This window comes from Nocardia sp. SSK8 (assembly GCF_037034205.1).
Taxonomy (GTDB): domain Bacteria; phylum Actinomycetota; class Actinomycetes; order Mycobacteriales; family Mycobacteriaceae; genus Nocardia.
Genome location: NZ_JBAGKD010000008.1, coordinates 148,735 through 167,654 on the forward strand (window position 1 = coordinate 148,735; position 18,920 = coordinate 167,654).

Consider the following 18,920-nt stretch of genomic DNA (forward strand, 5'->3'; position numbering starts at 1 on the left):
CCGCGGTCACCACCGTTCCCGGAGCGCGGCGGCGATCGTCGCGAGCGCGGCCGGGTCCGTCATCCGCCAGTGCGTGGCGGGGACCAGGTGGTTACGGACGGTGCCGGTGAGGGCGGTGGTCCACGAGTCCGCGGCGGTGGTGCCGGTCGGGTCGTCGGCGGCGGCGGTGAAGAAGACGAGGTCGCCGTCGAACGGGCGTGGGCGGTAGGCGGCGTCGAGGGGGAGCGCGTCGAGCGCGGTGGTGAGGAGGCGTTCGATGCGGTCCGGGCCCAGCGTCGCGAGCGGACCGGCGTGCTCGGCCAGCCGCCGGGCCAGGTCAGGTAGGTCGGCGGCGGCGTCGAGTTCGCCGGTGTCACCGGTGAATCCGCCGAGCAGGTCGGCGGTGGTGACGGTGCCGCTGCGCGCGGGCACGGCGCAGGTGAGGGTGCTGTCGAGCATGGCCAGCAGCGCCACCTGCTCGCCCTCGGCCTGCAACTGCACCGCCATGGCGTGCGCGAGCACGCCACCCAGCGACCAGCCCAGCAGGTGGTACGGGCCTTCGGCCTGGACCGCGCGCAGATGCTTGACGTAGAGCCGCGCCCACTCCTCGATGGAATCCGGCAGCGGCTCCGCCGAACTCAGGGCCGGGGACTGCAAGCCGTAGAGCGGGCGGTCGGGGTCGAGGTGGGCGGCCAGACCGCTGAACGACCAGGCCACACCACCGATCGGGTGCACGCAGAACAGCGGTTCGCGGCTGCCGGTGGTACGCAATGGCAACAGCACATCGAAGGCCGCGTCGGTGCCCGCGCTGTCGGCGCCCGCCGCCCGCAGGCTCGTGAGCAGCCCGGCCGGGGTGGGCGTGGTGAAGATCCAGGTGACCGGAACGGTCGCCGCCACGGCCTCGCCGAGCTGGGCGGCCAGCCGGGTGGCGCTGAGCGAGGTGCCGCCGAGTTCGAAGAAGTGGTCGTCGAGCCCGACCCGGTCGACCCGCAGGACCTCGGCGAAGATCTCGCAGACGGTCCGTTCGACGGCGGAGCCGGGGGCGCGATAGGCCCGGACGGCGAGGTCGGGGGCGGGCAGGGCGGCGCGGTCGAGTTTGCCGTGGGCGGTCAGCGGGAGGCTGTCGAGGACCACGACCGTGTTGGGCACCAGGTGAGTGGGCAGGGCGCGGGTGGCCCAGGCGAGGACGTCCTCGGCGACCACCGGGTGGCCCGATGCGGGCACGACATAGGAGACCAGCACGGTCGCCCCCGCCTGGTTCGTCCGTCCGAGGGTGACCGCGGCGCCGATCTCGGGACGTTCCGCGAGCACGGCGTCGATCTCCCCGGTCTCGATCCGGAAGCCCCGGATCTTGAGCTGGAAGTCGGTGCGGCCGCGATAGTCCAGGTCACCCGCGGGGGTCCAGGCGGCGAGGTCGCCGGTGCGGTAGAGCCGGGTGCCCGGGTCGAACGGGTTGGCGACGAATCGTTCGGCGGTGAGGTCGGGGCGGCCCAGATAGCCGGTGGCGAGCTGGGTTCCGGCCAGATACAGCTCGCCGGGGACGCCGACCGGCACCGGCCGCAGCCACGCGTCCAGGACGTAGACGCGGCTGTTCCAGACCGGCGCGCCGATCGGCACACTCACGGTGTCGGCGGCGTCCACGCGATGGCTGGTGATCGAGACCGCGGCCTCGGTGGGCCCGTACACATTGAACAGCGCGAGTCGCGGTGCGGCGGTGACGATCCGGCGCGCCAGGGCCGGGGACAGGGCCTCGCCGATGGCGAGGATCCGGCGCAGCGTGCCCGGAATCCGCACGGTGAGTAGGGCTTCCAGCAGGGAGGGCACCGCGTGCAGGGTGGTGACCCCGGTGCGGTCGATCAGCTCGGCGAGGTAGGCCGGATCGCGATGCCCACCGGGTGCGGCGAGCACCAGGCGACCGCCGCACGTCGCCGCCGACCAGAACTCCCACACCGACAGATCGAAGGTGGCCGCCGTCTTCAACAGCACGGCATCCCCGGCGGTGAGCCCGAATTCGGCGGTCTTCCAGCGCAATTGGTTGACGATGGCGGCATGGGACACCGCCACGCCCTTCGGCCGTCCGGTCGAGCCGGAGGTGAAGATGACGTAGGCGGTGTTCGCCGGGCGCAGGACCGCGCGGCGATCGCGATCGGTGAGCGGGGCGTCGTCGTAGACCGAGAGATCGAGCCGGTCGACCACCCGCACCGGCGCGCCGTCGGCCGCGAAACCGGTGGCGGCGTCGGTGAGGACGAGCACCGGCGCGGCCGCCTCGAGCAGGTACCTGGTCCGCGCGGCGGGCTGCTCGGGATCGATCGGCACATACGCGCCACCGGCGGCCGCGACCGCGTACATGGCCACCACCAGCTCGGGGGAGCGCCGGAATGCCAGGGCCACCCGCGATTCCGGGCCGACCCCGGCCGCGACCAGATACCGGGCCAGGCGATGGACCCGCGCACCCAGGTCGGCATAGCTCCAGTGCCGGTCCTCGGCGACCAGCGCCGGTGCGTCCGGGGTGGCGACGACCGTCGCGGCCAGCAGCGCGGGCAGGGTGGTGGCGCTCTCCCGGGACCGGGCCGTGCGATTCCAGGTATCGAGGATGGTCGCCCGCTCGGCCGGGGCGAGCAGGTCGAGGGTGTGCAGGGGCGCGCCCGGTTCGGTGACCACCGCGGTGACGAAGCGGGCCAGCCGGTCCAGGAATCCGCGCACGGTCGCCCCGTCGAACAGGTCGGTGGCGTAGGTGCAGTAGCCGGTGATCCCGGCGGGCGTGCCGTCGGCGGTGTAGCGGTCGGCCAGGATCAGATGCAGATCGAACTGGGACAGCGCCCGGTCCAGCTCAACCGACTCGACCTCGACCTCGGGCAGTGCCATCCGCACCTCGGCCAGGTTCTGGAACGACAGACCCACCTGGAACAGCGGATGCCGGGCCGTGGAGCGGGCGGGGTCGAGGACCTCCACCAGACGTTCGAACGGCACGTCGGCGTGCGCGAAGGCGCCCAGGTCCGCGTCGCGCTGGCGCACGAGCTGCTCGGTGAAGCTCGCCGCGCCGTCGACCCGGGTGCGGAAGACCAGGGTGTTGACGAACATGCCGATGAGCTCGTCGAGCACCGCCTCGCCGCGTCCGGCGACCGGCGTGCCGATGGCGATATCGGTGGTGCCGGACAGCCCGGACAGCACCACGGCCAGCGCGGTGTGCACGGCCATGAACAGCGTCGCCCCGTGCGCCCGGGCCAGTTCGGTGAGCGCGGCGTGGGTGGCGGTGTCGAGGGTGAACGGTTCCCGGCCGCCCGCGTAGGACTGGACCGCGGGGCGCGGCCGGTCGCGGGGGAGGTCGAGCTGATCGGGCAGCCCGGCCAGGGCCTCGCGCCAGTAGGTGAGCTGGGCGGCGCCGAGGGAATCGGGGTCGGTGTCGTCGCCGAGCAGTGCCTGCTGCCAGACCGCGTAGTCGGCGTACTGCATGGCCAGCGGCGGCCAGGCGGGTGAATTGCAGTGGGCGCGTGCGATGTAGGCCGTCACCAGGTCGCGGGTGAGGGGGCCGCCGGAGAAGCCGTCGGCGGCGATGTGGTGCACCGTGAGGGCGAGCACGAACCCGGCCGGGTCGGCGGTGAACAGCGTGGCCCGCAACGGAACCTCGGCGGTGACGTCGAAGGTGGTGGACACCAGATGCACCACGGCACTGCCGATATCGGTAGTGGTGTCGTCGATACGCAGTCCGGGGATCTCGGGATGATCGACGGGCAGCACGACCTGTGTCGGCGTGTGGTCCACGGCCGGGTAGACCGTGCGCAGGATCTCGTGCCGGGCCACCACATCGGCGAAGGCCGACCGCATGGCCGCGATGTCGAGCGCGCCGGTGAGACGCAGCACCACCGGGATGTTGTAGGCGGCGGTGCCGGTGTCGAAGCGGTTGAGGAACCACATGCGCTGCTGGGCGGGCGAGAGCGGCAGCCGGTCCGGGCGCGGGCGGGCGCGCAGCGCGGGACGGCGGTCCGCACGGGTCAATCGGGTGATCTCGCGGGCGCACTCGGCGACGGTCGGGGCGGCGAAGAGCACCCGCACCGGAACGCGCACGTCCACGGCGGCACCGAGCCGCGCGGTGACCCGGGTGGCCAGCAGGGAGTTGCCGCCGCGCTCGAAGAAATCGTCGTCGGCGCCGACCCGGTCGGCCCCGAGCAGCTCGGCGAACACCTCGGCCACCAGACGTTCGGTGCCCGGCGCGGGCTCGCGGTAGGGGCGGGTGGCGAACACCGGTGCGGGCAGCGCGGCCCGGTCGACCTTGCCCGCCGCCGACACCGGCACCCGGTCCAGCACGACCACCGCCGCGGGCACCAGGTGCGCGGGCAGCAGCGCCGCCGACCAGCGGGCCACCGCGGCGGGATCGAGCTCGCGCCCGGTCACATAGGAGACCAGCGCGGTCTCCCCGGCCGGATTCGGCGCCCCCACGGTAAGCGCGAAACCGATGCGCGGGTGCCGCAGCAGCACGGCGTCGACCTCGCCCGGCTCGATCCGGAAGCCACGGATCTTGATCTGGAAATCGCCACGCCCCAGGTATTCCAGTTCGTGCGTATCGGGCACCCAGCGGACGAGATCGCCGGTGCGGTACATCCGCTCGCCGGGCCCGGCCCACGGATTCGCGACGAACCGCTCCGCCGTCGCCGCGCCGCGCCCGCGATAGCCGCGGGCCAGTGCGGGCCCGGCCAGATACAGCTCCCCGGTGACGCCCACCGGCACCGGTCGCAGCCGCTCGTCGAGGACCATCGCGTGCGCGCCCGGGACGGGCCTGCCGATGGTGACCCGCGCGTCGGCGCGCAGCCGGGCGTAGCTGGTGCCGATGGTCGCCTCGGTCGGGCCGTAGCCGTTCAGGAAGCGGCGGCCCGGCTGCCAGGCGGCCAGTAGCTCACCGGTGGTCGCCTCGCCACCGGCCGACACGCAGGTCAGGTCCGGGAGGGCAGCGGGATTCAGGGTGCTGAGCAGTGCGGGCGTGATGATCGTGTGGGTCACCAGTTCGGCGCGCAGCAGGTCCTCGAGCTCGGCACCGCCGACGGTGTCCGGCGGCGCGACGACGAGGGTGGCGCCGCGGTGGAAGGCGGTGGTGATCTCCTCGATCGACTGGTCGAAGCTGGGTGAGCAGACATGCAACATCCGGTGCTCGTGGCGCAGGTCCATCAGTGCGGCCGAATGCCCGATGAGGGCGCCGAGCCCGGCGTGGGTGACGGTGACGCCCTTGGGCCGTCCGGTGGAACCGGAGGTGTAGATGACATAGGCGGCGTGGTCCGGGCGCAGCGGTGCCCGGCGGTCCCGGTCGCGGACGCGGGTCGCGGATTCGGCCGCGATCCTGGCCCGCACGGCCGGATCGTCGAGGACCAGCCGCCGCACCGGGGGCAGGCCGGTGGAGGTGTCGACGGGCAGTGCACCGGCCTGCGCGGTGACGGTGAGCACGAGGCTCGCGCCGGAGTCGGTGAGCATGTGCCGGACCCGGTCGGCGGGATAATTCGGGTCGACCGGCACATACACCCCGCCCGCCTTCGCCACCGCCCACAACGCGAGAATCGACGCATACGACCGGGAAACAGCCACGGCCACCACGGTTTCCGGCCCGACACCCTCCGCGACGAGCACCCGGGCGAGCCGGGCGGACTCGGCGTCGAGCGTGCCGTAGGTGTAGGTCCGGCCCTGATCCCGCACGGCGATCCGGTGCTGGCCGTACCCGGTGCCACGCACGAGCAGTTCGGGCAGGGTGGCCCGCGTCGGCGGCGCGGGAACGTCACCGAGGGCGAGCAGGGTGGCGTGTTCGGCGCGGGTGGTCACCGGGAGATCACCCACCGGCGTGTGCGGGGCGCGGGCGATCGCGGTCAGGATGGTGAGCAGGCGGCTGCCGAGCTCCTCGGCATCGGCAAACCCTGCGGCGCAGGATATTTCGAGGTGAGTGCCGGTCTCGGGTGCCAGCACGGCGAGATCGGTGTCCGGCGTGGGGGAGTTCGCGCTGTGGAACGTCACTTGACTCCGGGCGTGAACGCGGCCGTCGCTGTCGGGGGAGACCGGCTTCTGGCCGTGGTCGTCGGGGCGGACCGGGTCATGGACGTGGCCGTCGAAGGCAACCCGGTTCTGGCCGTGGCCGTCGAGGGTTACCTGGCTCAGGGAGTGGTTGTGGCCGAGGAGCGCGGCCAGTTCGCCGAGGGGGATCCCGGCGTGCGCGAGTGCCGCCGCTTCGGCGCGGTGGGCCCGAGCGAGCAGGTCGGTGAAAGGAGTGGCGAGGTCGACGCCGGTGCGGACGATAAGGGGTTGCGGTGTGGTGGCGGCGATCACGATGTCGTCGGTGCCGCTGAGGCGCGCGAGCACCACCGCCAGCGCCGAGCGCACCAGGGCCGACCAGGTCACGCCCGCGGACTCGCCCAACCGGTGCAGATCCCGGCGCACAGCCGGAGGCAGAGTCACCCGAGCGTGGTCGGTGCCGGTTTTCCCACCGGGCAGGCCCAGCGGGCCGGGCAGACCCGCGAGAGTCCGCCGCCAGAAACGAGAGCGGGTGAGCGGGTCGGCCTGGGCTGAGCCGCGTTGATCGGTGACCGGTGCCGCCGGGTCGGTCGGAGTCGCGCCGAGTTGGTCGATCAGCGGTGCCGCCGGGTCAGTCGGAGTCGCGCCGAGTTGGTCGATCGGCGGTGCGGCCGCGTCGGTCGGAGTCTCGCCGGGCTGCACGGTGGGGTGTGCCGCTGTGCTGTCCGGGGCGGTGCCCAGTTGGTCGGCGAGGCGCGCTGCGGGGGTGTCCGGGTGGGTGACGAGGGCGTCCAGGGCGGTGCGGAGGCGGTTGGTGACGGCCTGGGCGGCGGGGTCGGAGACCAGGTCGCGGCGGTATTTGACCTGGACCTGGGTGGTGGTGCCGAGGAAGACCAGGATGGTGAGGGGGTAGTGGGTGTGGTCGGCGCCGCGGAGGTCGTCGATGTGGAGGTCGCCGAGTGCGCCACCGGCTCGGCGGAGTCCTTCGACGTCGACGGGGAAGGACTCGAAGGCCAGCATGGTGTCGAAGAGTTCGCCGAGGCCGCTAGCTCGCTGGATCGCGCCGAGACCGAGGTGGTGGTGGTCGAGCAGGGCGGCCTGTTCGGTCTGGACCGCGCGCAGCAGCTCGCGCGCGGTGCCGTCGACGCGCACCCGGACCGGGATCGCGTCGACGAACAGGCCGATCATCTCGCCGACCCCGTCGAGATGCGGCGGACGGCCGGAGACGGTCGCGCCGAAGACCACGTCGGTGGCGTCGGTGGTCGCGGCCACGACCAGGCCCCACGCGGTCTGGAACACGGTGTTCGCGGTGACCTCGGCCGTGGCGGCCAGCGCAGTGAGGGCGCCGGTGCGGGCCGCGTCGAGGGTGAACTCGCACAGGCCGAAACCGGTGCCGGTGGCCGGGGGCCAGGTGAGTTCGGGCGCGAGCACGGTCGGGCGCACTCCGGCGAGGGACTCCGCCCAGGCGCGTTCGGCCAGCGTCCGGTCCTGGCGGGTGAGCCAGGCGAGATAGTCGCGGTAGGGCCGCACCGCCGGGAGCGGGGTGGCGTCGCCGTCGGTGGCGTAGAGGACCAGCAGTTCCTTCATGAGCAGCGGCATGGACCAGCCGTCGAGCAGGATGTGATGCCCGGTCAGCACCAGGTGGTGCCGTCCGGAACCGGTGCTGTACACCGTGAATCGCAGCAGCGGCGCCAGTTCCGGATCGAAGCCCGCGTGCTGATCGGCGACCAGCAATGCCGGGAGCTCGCCCTCGCCGAGGTCGTCGACCACTCGCAGCGGCGCGCGCAGGTGTTCGGTGACCAGCTGCACCGGCGTGCCGTCGGCCGCGGTGACGAAGGCCGAACGCAGGTTCGCGTGCCGGGCCAGGACGGTGTCGGCGGCACGGCGCAGCCGGTCGAGGTCGAGCGGACCGGTGAGGTCGGCGACGAGCTGGATGACGTAGGCGTGCACCGATTCGTCGAGCAGTTCGTCCAGCGCCAGCAGCGACTGTTGCAGCGGCGAGAGCGGCAGCACCTCCGCCAGGGCGGGGTAGCGGCCGCGCCAGGTGTCGAGATCGGCTTGGGTGACCCGCACCAGCGCGATATCCGACGGGGTGAGACCCCCGGCCGCGGCATCGTGGGTGTGGTCGGCGAGGACGGCCAGGGTAGCGGTCCAGATGTCGGCCAGCTCGCGCACGGCGGGCTCGTCGAGAATGCCGGTGGCATAGCGGAACTCGGCTTGCAGGCGAGGTCCGTCGCCGGTGGCGACGGCGATCGCGGTGATATCGATGACCGCATCGGCGGGCAATGCCGGGTCGTAGTCGACGCTGAGTTCGCCGAGATCGGCGGTGGGCAGCCAGGATTCGTCGCCGCCGGGGTGTGCCGGGGTGGTCGCGCGACCGAGGTAGTTGAAGCCGATCTGGCCGAGGCCAGTGGTGCCCAGGTCGGCCGATCCGGCCTGCGAGTGCCGCAGCAGGCCGAACCCGATGCCGTTGCCGGGGACCGCGCGGAGCTGTTCCTTGACCGCGCGCAGGGTGGTCGCCAGGTCGTCGGCGGTGGTCGCGGTCAGGTCGAGGAGGACCGGGTGGATGCTGGTGAACCAGCCGACGGTGCGGGTCAGGTCGGCGCCGGGCAGGAGGTCTTCCTCGCGGCCGTGGCTCTCGACGCGCAGGCGCAGGGTGTCGGCGTGGACGCCGCGGCGGGCGCGCCAGTCGCGCACCGCCAGCGCCAGCGCGGCGAGCAGGGCGTGGTCGGCACCGGCGCGGTACAGGGCGGGCAGCGTGGTGAGTACCGCCTCGGTGACCTCCGCCGGGACCCGGACCGTCACCGAGGCCAGGGTCGACTCGGTGTCGAGGGTCCGGTCCAGGGCACGTTCGCCGAGCAAGGGGTCGGGTGCGGCGAGTACCTCACGCCAGTAGTCGATTTCGGCACGCCGGTCGGCCCGGCTCAGGCCGTGGGCCCAGCAGCGGAACGAGGTTCCCACCGGGGGCAGCGCGATCGGCTGTCCGGCGGCGTACTGCGCCCAGGCCAGCACCAGATCGGGCAGCAGGATGCGCCAGGACACCCCGTCGATCGCGTAATGGTGGGCGGCCACGGCGAGCACATCGCGGGCGTCGGTGCGGCGGATCCAGGTGCAGGCGAACATCCGGCCCTCGGCCGGGTTCAGCGCGGACAGCGCCGAATCCAGTGCGGCACTGCCGATCCGGGACAGATCGGCACCGGTGGGCGCGTCGAGTTCGGTGACCAGGCTGTCCGCGTCGACGGTCTCGGGCCCGAGTGCCTCGAAGCGCCAGTCCTGTCCATCGTGGTGGAGCCGGGAGCGCAGCATGTCGTGGTGGCGCAGGACGGCGTCGAGCACGGCGAGCAGACCGGGCCGGTCGATGCCCTCGGGGAGCGCCAGGGTCATGGTCTGGGCGAAGCGGTCACTGCCGCCGCCAGTGAGGAATTCGGCCAGCACCGGGGTCGGGGTGATCTCGCCGATGCCGCCGCCGGGGAGTTCCGCGAGCGTGGTGATCGACGGTCCGTCGAGGGTGGCGATCTCGGCGAGTTTCGCGACGGTGCGGTGCTCGAAGACCGCGCGCGTGGTGAGGACCAAGCCCGCCGCGCGGGCGAGCGAGACCAGCTGGATCGACAGGATACTGTCGCCGCCGAGGGCGAAGAACGAATCGTCCACGCCGACCGACACCACACCGAGGACCTGGGCGAACAGGGTGGCGAGGAGGGTCTCTCGCTCGCCCCGCGGAGCCCGGGTGGGGGTGGTCGTGACGGCGGGTTCCGGGAGGGCGGCGCGGTCGAGTTTGCCGTTGGTGGTCAGTGGCAGGGTGTCGAGGAGAACGATCGCCGAGGGCACCAGGTGCGCGGGGAGGCGCTCGGACGCGAACCTGGTGAGCGCGGCCGGGTCGGGTGAATGATGCGGTGCGGCAATAACATACGCGACCAGTGTCGTGGCCCCGGTCGAGGTCGAGCGGCCGACGGTGACCGCCGTCGCGACCTCCGGGTGTCCGGTGAGCACGGCATCGACCTCGCCCGGTTCGATCCGGAATCCGCGCACCTTGAGCTGGGTGTCCACCCGGCCGAGATAGTCGAGTTCGCCGTCGGGACGTCGGCGCACCAGATCGCCCGTACGATACAGGCGGGTGCCGGGCGGGCCGAACGGATCGGCGACGAAGCGGGCCGCGGTCGTGCCCGGCTGCCGGTGGTATCCCCGCGCCAGTGCGGGACCGGCCAGGTAGAGCTCACCGGTGACACCGTTCGGCACCGGATGCAGCCGGGTGTCGAGCACGAGCGCGTGCGTGTCGCGGACCGGGGTGCCGATCGAGATGGGTTGCCCGGCAGTGAGTTCCGCGTAGGCGGAGATGATCGTGGTCTCCGTCGGGCCGTACCCGTTCAGATACCGGCGCCCCGGCTGCCAGGCCGCGAGCAGCTCGGGCGTGGTCACATCACCACCGACCGAGACCACCGCGAGCGAGTCCACAGCCGCCGGGTCCAGGGTGCCCAGGACGGCGGGTGTGATGATGGCATGGGTGACGGTCTCGGCCGCCATGACCTCGGCGAGCTCCACACCACCGGTGATCTCCGCGGGCACGATCACCAGCGTCGCCCCGGTCGCGAACGCGCACAGCCATTCCAGGACCGACGGGTCGAAACTCGGCGAGCAGACGTGCAGGAACCGGTGTTCGGCGGTGAGGGCGTAGCGCTGCGTCGCCTCGGCGAGCAGACTGCTCAGCCCCGCATGGGTGACGGTGACGCCCTTGGGCAGACCGGTCGAGCCCGAGGTGTAGATGACATAGGCGGGATGCTGGACGCGCAAGGGTGCGCGGCGGTCGGCGTCGGTCACCGGAGTGGCCGGGCGCGCGGCGCAGGATGCGCCCAGGGCGGGGTCATCGAGGGACAGCCAGACGAGCTCGCTGTCGCCCGGCTGCGGGTTCGCGGGGACCACCTGGGCAGGGCCGGGTTCGTCGGAAGCGGACCGGAGCACGTCGGCGGGATCGCCGTGTGCGGCGTGCGTGAGCGCGGTATTGCCCAGCGCCGGTTGAGGTCCTCCTGGGGTCCGATGGAGTGCGGATGCCCGAGCGGGCGCGTCGACCGCCGGGGCGGCGCGGTGCCCGGCGAGGCGTTCGTGGTGCGCGGAGGAGGTGATGCCCACGGCCGCGCCCGAATCGGTGATCAGGTGGCGGAGACGGTGGGCGGGATAGTTCGGGTCCACCGGCACGTACACGCCACCGGCCTTGGCGATCGCCACCGCCGCGATCACCAGCTCGGCCGATCGTGGCAGGGCGACGACGACCGGCACCTCGGGGCCGACTCCGCGCGAGATGAGCTCACGCGCCAGTCGCGCACTGCGCGCATCGAATTCGCCGTAGGTGATCGAGCCACCCCGGTAGCGGATCGCGATCCGGTCCGCACCGAGCGCCACACCCTGTGCCACCAGGTCGGGGAACAGCACCGGGTCGAGACCGGCGTCGACCGTGCGCGCGGTGAGCGTCGCCGCTTCCGCCGGGTCGAGGAAGACCAGGTCACCGACCGCTGCCCGCGGCCGGTCGGACATCTCCGCAAGCAGCCGCACCAGGCGCTGGGCGAACACCGAGGCCGTGCTCCGGTCGAACAGTGCGGCGGCATAAGCCAATTCGGCGGTCAGGGTGCCCTCGGATGCTGTCCGGACGATGAGTGCCAGTTCGCACTGCGTCGCATCGATGAGTGGTTCCTGCGCCATGCGGTCGGCCTCGGCGCCGATCGGTGCGGGATTCGGCACGCAGTGAAGGCCGCCGGTGTGGTGTCCGGGTTCGCGGGTCGCGGTGGTGGTGGGTGCGATGGTGGTGGGTGCGGATTCGGTGGTCGTGGTGGTCGGTCTGTATTCGGTCGTCGCGGCGGTGACCGGGGCGGATTCGGTGGTGGTAGCGGCGGAACCGGGCAGCTGTCCGTCGTGCTCGTAGGCGGTGGATTCCGGCTCGACCGCGCAGCGTCCGTCGAGGCTTCCAGTCTTCTCATCGGTGTCTGTGCGCAGGAGCCGGGGAGCCAGGTGTGCGGCAGGCGGTGGTCCGGTGATCAGCATGGCGCTGACTACGTACCCGGCTCGCCCTCGGTGGACGGACTCGGCGAGATGTTCGAGCGGCGCGGTGCCGGTGTCGCCGACAACCCGGTCACCCTCGGCATCGCCGGACTGCGGGATGCGCAGGGCCGCCGTTTCCGTGGGGGAGAGGTGTTGGTGGAGGAAGGTGCGGCGGGTGGCGGTGACGGCGTCGGCGAGGAGATCGGTGACGCGGCGGGCACTGTCGACGCGTAGTCGCAGGGGAAGGAGGTGTCCGGTCGCGGGGGACGGGGTGGCAATGGCGATGTCATCGGTGCCGGAGAGGCGGGCCAAGAGGACGGCGAAGGCGACGTGGGCGATCGTAGACGCCGCAGCGCCGGTGGAATCGGCGAGATCGCGGATGCGGTGCTGGACGTCAGCGGGGATGTCAACGGGGACATGCTCGTCCGTGGACGCTGTCGGCGCAGTGAACGTCGTGGAGGCATGGGGCGTCCAGGACGCTGGGGTCGCGGTGGATCCAGTGGTCGGCGTGGACGTCGTAAGCGCCGTAGTGCCGGTGGATTCGGCTAGATGGCGGTCGGGGTGCTGGATGTTGACCGGGATGTCGACGGGGACATGCTCGTCCGTGGACGCGGTGGACGCGGTGGACGCGGTGGACGCGGTGGACGCGGTGGACGCGGTGGATGCGGTGGTCGCTGGGGTTGCCGGGGTCACGAAGGTGCTTGGGGTGCCCGGGGCGGGGTGTTCTCCGGGACGGCTTTCGCTGGTTCTCGGGCGGGGGCGGTCGGTGGGGAGGGTGAGGGTGGGTGGGAGGTCGGTGAGGATTGTGCGCCAGTGGGCGAGGCGGGCTAGGGGGGTGTCGGTGCGGGCGAGGGTGTCGAGGAGGGTGGTGGTGGGGTGGTCGGGGGTGTGGACCAGGGTGTGGAGGGCGGTGTGGAGGTGGTGGGTGAGGGCGTCGGCGATGGGGGGATCGATGGTGTCGCGGCGGTATTGGAGGCCGATGCGGATGCCGTCGCCGACTTCGATGCCGACGGCGATCGGGTAGTGGGTGGCGTTGGCGGCGGTGACGCCGGTGATGGCGAGGCCGTCGAGGGCGCCGTGGGCGTCGCGCAGGCCCTCGGTGTCGACGGGGTAGGACTCGAAGGCCAGGAGGGTGTCGAACAGGTCGCCGGTGTGCGCGGCGCGCTGGATGTCGGTGAGTCCCAGGTGATGTCCGTCGAGGACGGCGACCTGTGCGGCCTGGACCTGCGTCAGCAGAGTGCGCAGGGGCAGTGCGGCGGTGGCGATGACCCGCACCGGCACGGTGTTGGCGAACAAGCCCACCATGGCGTCGACACCGTCGAGCTGGGGTGGGCGGCCCGAGACCACCGCGCCGAACACGACATCGTCGCGGCCGAGCGCGGCGGCGAGAACCAGTCCCCACGCCGCCTGGAACAGCGTATTGACCGTGACCTCGTGGGTGGCGGCGCAGCGCGCGAGCACCTCGGCCTCGGCGCGCGACAGTTCGACGGTCGACGTGCCGAACCCGGTCGACGGATGCGCGGGTACGGCGAGAGCCGGGGCGAGCAGCGTGGGGGTGTGCCCGGCCAGCGCGTCGGACCAGGCTCGCAGGGCGGCGTCGCGATCCTGGCGGTCGAGCCAGACCAGGTAATCGCGATACGGCCGGACCGGGGGGAGCAGTGCGGCGGTGCCGTCGGCGGCGTAGCAGACCAGCAGTTCGCGCATGAGCAACGGCATCGACCAGCCGTCCACCAGCAGGTGATGGGCGGTCAGCAGGAGGTGGGTGGTGCCGGTGGCCGTGCGGTACACGGTGAATCGCAGCAGCGGCGGAGCGGACAGGTCGAAACCGACGCGTGCCTCGGCGGCCAGCAGCTCCGCGGGGTCGGTCGCGGTGGTCTCGACGACCCGCCACGGCACCGCCACCCCGTCGACGACGAAACCGACCGGCGTGCCCGCGGAACAGGTCCCGAAGGCGGTGCGCAGGATGGCGTGCCGGTCGAGCACCGCCTGCGCGGCCCGGCGCAACCGTTCGGTGTCCACCGTGCCCGACAATTCCACGGCCAGCTGCACGAGATACGGGTCCGCCGTGGACATCTGGGCCAGGAACAGCAGCCCGAGCTGCAACGGCGCGGGCGGCAGCACATCACTGAGCCCGGGCCGGGCCGCGTGCCAGGCATCCAGCTCGTGCTGGTCGACGCGCACCAGCGGCACATCGGCGGGCGTCAGACCACCGGCCGCCGGATGGTGGAGATGGTCGGCGAGCACCGTCAGCGCCGCCGTCCAGCACTCGGCCAGCTCCCGCGCCGACGCCTCGTCGACGATCCCGGCCGCGTAGGAGAACGAGGCCCGCAGCCGCAGGTCGCTCGCGGTCCCGATGGCCAGGGCGTTGATATCGATCACGGCGGCGGCGGGCAGCGCCGGATCCTGCTCGGCGGCGGGCTCACCCCATTCGGCGGTGGGCAGCCACTCGTGCTCGGCGGGCGCGTCACCCGCGGCGACGCGGCCCAGATAGTTGAAGCCGAGCTGGCCGAGCGGGCCGTCGAGCGTCCCGGCCGACCCGTCGTCCAGATGCCGCAGCAGGCCGAAGCCGATGCCCTTGTGCGGCACCGCCAGCAGCTGTTCCTTGACCGCCTTCACCACGGCGGCGGTGGCGGCCCCGCCCTGCCACGCGGCTTCGGGGTCGATCCCGGCCAGATCGAGCGCGACCGGATACATGGTGGTGAACCAGCCGACCGTGCGGGTCAGATCGGCGCCGGGCACCGCGGCTTCCTCGCGGCCGTGCCCTTCCAGACGCACTCGGGTCGCGGACACGTCGAGCCCGCGCCGGGCCCGCCAGGTGCGGGTGGCCAGGGCTAGCGCCGCCAGCAGACCGTCCTCGGCGCCCGCGCGATAGCGGGCGGGCAGCTCGGTGAGCAGCGCGTGGGTGATCTCGGCGGGCACCTCGACCGAGAAGGTGCGCACGGTCGCGGCGGTGTCCACGACGGGATCCAGCGGCCGGGCACCCAGCAGCGGGTCCGCGACGGCGAGAACACCGCGCCAGTATTCGAGTTCGGGTCGGCGATCAGCGGCCACGTCGGCGAGACCGTGCGCCCACCGGCGGAACGAGGTGCCCACCGGCGGCAGCGCGATCGGCTGACCGGCGCGATACTGCGCCCACGCCGTGACCAGATCCGGCAGCAGGACGCGCCAGGACACCCCGTCGATCACCGCGTGATGGGCCGCCACGATCAGCGCGTCCGGTCCGTCGGCACGCGAAAGCCGAGCGAACGCGATCATCCGCGACGACATCGGATCCAGCTGCGCGAGAACGGCTTCCATGGCCGCTGTGGCGATCGTGTGCAGGTCGGTGGTGTCGGTTCCCGTCGGGACTTCGTGGTGCACGAGCAGGTCATCGACCTCGACCGATCCCGGTGGCGGGACATGCAGCCGCCACTGTCCGTCGATCTGCCGCAGGCGTGCCCGCAGCAGATCGTGGTGGTCGAGGATCGCGGTGAGTACGGCGACAAGCCCGGCGCGATCGATCCCCTCGGGCAGCGCGAGCACCATCTGCTGACTGAATCGCCGGGGCATCTCCCCGTGCGCGACCGCACCGGCCAGTACCGGGGTCAACGGGATCTCGCCCACCCCACCACCGGGCAATTCCGCCAGCGCGGGGGTGGCCGCACCACCGAGTTCGGCCACTCGCGCCAGCCCGGCGACGGTCCGGTGTTCGAAGACCTGCTGTGGCGTGAACGCGATTCCCGCCGCCCGCGCCCGGGTCACCAGCTGGATCGAGAGGATGCTGTCACCACCGGCGGTGAAGAACGAATCCTCGGCACCGATCTCCCGCACACCCAGGACCTGGGTGAACAGCTCGGCGATCCGCGTCTCCACCGGTCCGCGCGGGGCCCGCGAGCCCGCCGCGCCGAAGACCGGTGCGGGTAAAGCGCCGCGATCCAGCTTGCCGTTCGGGGTCAGCGGGAGCTCGTCGAGGACGACGAGCAGCGTCGGCACCATGTGGCCGGGCAGGGCGGCACCGGCGAAGCGGAGCACCTCCGCCGTGTCGATCTCGGCACCGGGGCGGGCCAGCACATACGAAACCAGCACTGTCGCACCGGAATCGGCGGTCACCCCGAGCGTGACGGCGTAGTCGAGATCGGGATGCGCGGTGAGGGCGACGTCGATTTCGCCGAGCTCCACGCGGAACCCGCGGATCTTCACCTGGAAGTCGGAGCGGCCCAGATATTCGAGCTCGCCGTCCCCGGTGCGGCGCACCAGGTCGCCGGTCCGGTACATCCGCGCGCCCGCCCCGGCGAACGGCGCGGCGACGAAACGCTCGGCGGTGAGTCCCGGGCGGCCCAGATAGCTCTGCGCCAGCGCGGGCCCCGATAGATACAGCTCACCCGCGACGCCGGGCGGCACCGGCCGCAACCGGGCATCCAGCACCACCGCGCCGACCCCGGGGAAGGCCGACCCGATGGTGATCGGCGCACCCGGACGCAAGGCCGCGCTGCCGGTGGCCAGCACCGTCGCCTCGGTCGGCCCGTAACCGTTGAAGAAGGCCCGCTCGCCGACCGCCCAGCGCTCGACCAGCCCCGGCCCGAAGGCGTCCCCGGCCACCACCACGCAACGCAGCGAGTCCAGCCCGCCCGGCTCCACCGATTCCAGCGCCGCGGGCGTGATCAGCATGTGCGTCACCCGCTCGCGGTCCACCAGTGCGGCCAGCTCGGGTCCACCGAACACCGACGGCGGCGAGATCACCAGCGTCGCGCCCGCCTGGAAGGTCACCAGCAGCTCGAGCACCGAGACATCGAAGTTCGGCGAGCACACGTGCAGCACCCGGTCGCCCGCGCGCACGTCGTAGCGTTCCCGCGCGGCGGTGACCAGCGCGCCGAGACCGGTGTGGGTCACCACCACACCCTTGGGCCTGCCGGTCGACCCGGAGGTGTAGATGACATAGGCCGGGTGCTGATCGGTCAGCGCCCGCACCCGGTCCAGATAGGAGATCGGGTGCGCGGGCCGCGCGGCGACGCGTTCGCGCCGCGGCGAGGTATCGATCGCCAGCCAGGCGATCGACTCGCCGAGCATGGTGCGATGCGCCGCGCAGGTCAGCCCGAGCCGGGCGCCGGAGTCGGCCAGCAGATAGGCGATCCGGTCGGCGGGCAGACCCGGATCCACCGGAACATAGGCCGCGCCGGTCTTGGCGACGGCCCAGACCGCCGCCACCGATTCGATCGAGCGGGTGAACCCCAGCGCCACCACGTCACCGGGACCGACCCCGTGCTCGATCAGCTCCCTGGCCAGCCGCGAGGAGTACTCGTCGAGCTCGGTGTAGGTGAGCGTGCGGCGTTCGCCGTGCGCGGGGGAGTAGCACAGGGCGACCGCCTCACCCGCGGTGTCGACCGCCGCGGTCAGCAGCTGCGCGAAGAGCGGCGTGCTCGGCTTGCGGTTTCCTCGACCTCGCGGCGCACGGCGAACTTCACTCATCCGGGGTACTTCATCCTTCTTGCACAACGGGCCCGCGGCAGTGCCGCATCAACGAACCCGGGCCGGATTCGGCGACCATGAGACCACAGGTCAGGGCGTCCCGACCACACGACCGGTCTGTTCTGCGGCACCGAGTGCCAACTCGGCCGGAAATTTGTGCGGATGGCACGATAACGGGGACGGTTTTTGTTCAACGGACGGGAGCGCGCGCCATGGCGTCGTACGGATCGCTGGTCTGGGTGGGCCAGGCGCTGGGACCCCGCGTCGGCGCCATCACCGAGGAGCTGATCCGGGTCACCGAGGAGCTCATCTCGGTCCGCGACCTGGCCTTCGACCTGGCCGAGCTGCGCGCGGCCAGCATCGCCGAGAACGTCAGCCTGGTGCAGTACGTGCTCGCCAGCAATATCGATCCGGCCACCGTCGTCCCGCCCGCCGCCGCGGCCGCCTATGCCCAGCGGCTGGCGCGGCGCGGAGTGCCACTGACCGTGCTGCTGCGCGCCTACGGCCTCGGCCAGTACCGTCTGCTCGACGCCGCCATCGGGGTCGTGCTGGCCGTCCCCGGGCGTGATCAGGCCGTCCGGGTGGCCGAGCTGCTGGAGTTCGCTGGCACCTACCTCGACCGGCTCAACTCCTCGATGGGCCGGATCTACGAGGCCGAACGCGACCGCTGGCTCAGCAGCCGCCAGGCCGCCCGCCAGCAGTGGATCGCCCGGCTGCTCGACGGCGACGAGGACGTCGACGTGGCGACCGCCGAAACCGCCCTGGGCTACCGCCTCGAGCAGCGGCACCTGGCCGCCGAGGTGTGGGCCGCGCCGAGCACCCCCGGACCCGATGCGGTCCGCGCGCTCGAGCAGGCGCGCGAGGTGCTGTCGGTGCGGCTGGGCGCGGGCGGTGCCGAACTGGCCTCGGCGACCGGCGCGCGCGATCTGCGCCTGTGGCTGCCGGTGGGCGGGACCGTCGATATCGACGAGCTCGCCGCCGCGCTCGGCGCCGCCGAGCTGCCGGTCCGGGTGGCCTTCGGTCCACCAGGGGACGGTGTGGCCGGGTTCCGCCGCTCCGCGCGCGGCGCGGGCCGGGCCAAGGCCCTGGCCGTGTCGGCCGGTGCCGACGCGCCGCCGGTGGTGGACTTCGACACGGTCGCGCCCTTCGCCCTGCTGACCGAGGACGCCGACGAGCTCGCCGGTGTCGTCGAGCGCCTTCTCGGCCCGCTGGCCCGCGACACCACCAAGATGGCCTTGCTGCGCCACACCCTGGATGTATTCCTGGCCGAGTCCAACAGCTACTCGCGCACCGCGCGCGTGCTCGGCGTGCACCGCAACACCGTGCAGTACCGCATCCAGCAGGTCACCGGCCGCTACGGCCTCGCCGTCGACACCGACACCTTCGACATCCGCTTCGCCCTCGGCGTGTGCCGCTGGTACCCGCGGGTGCTGACCCGGACATTCTGACTCCCACCGGTTTGTGCGTGACGCACAGTTACGTCT

At 72.5% G+C, this 18,920-nt stretch carries 2 protein-coding genes; one reads left to right on the forward strand and one right to left on the reverse strand.

Translation table 11 applies throughout. The features are described 5' to 3' along the window. Window positions 1-6: 6 nt before the first annotated feature. Window positions 7-17,436, reverse strand: coding sequence for an amino acid adenylation domain-containing protein (locus tag WA675_RS17395; RefSeq protein ID WP_336085615.1), 17,430 nt, complete (start codon window positions 17,434-17,436; stop codon window positions 7-9). A 212-nt stretch (window positions 17,437-17,648) separates the two neighbouring features. Between WA675_RS17395 and WA675_RS17400 the strand changes: the two genes are divergently transcribed. Next, window positions 17,649-18,884 carry a PucR family transcriptional regulator gene (locus WA675_RS17400; protein WP_336085617.1) on the forward strand — a complete coding sequence of 412 codons (1,236 nt, stop codon included), beginning with the start codon at window positions 17,649-17,651 and terminating at the stop codon, window positions 18,882-18,884. Window positions 18,885-18,920: the final 36 nt, after the last annotated feature.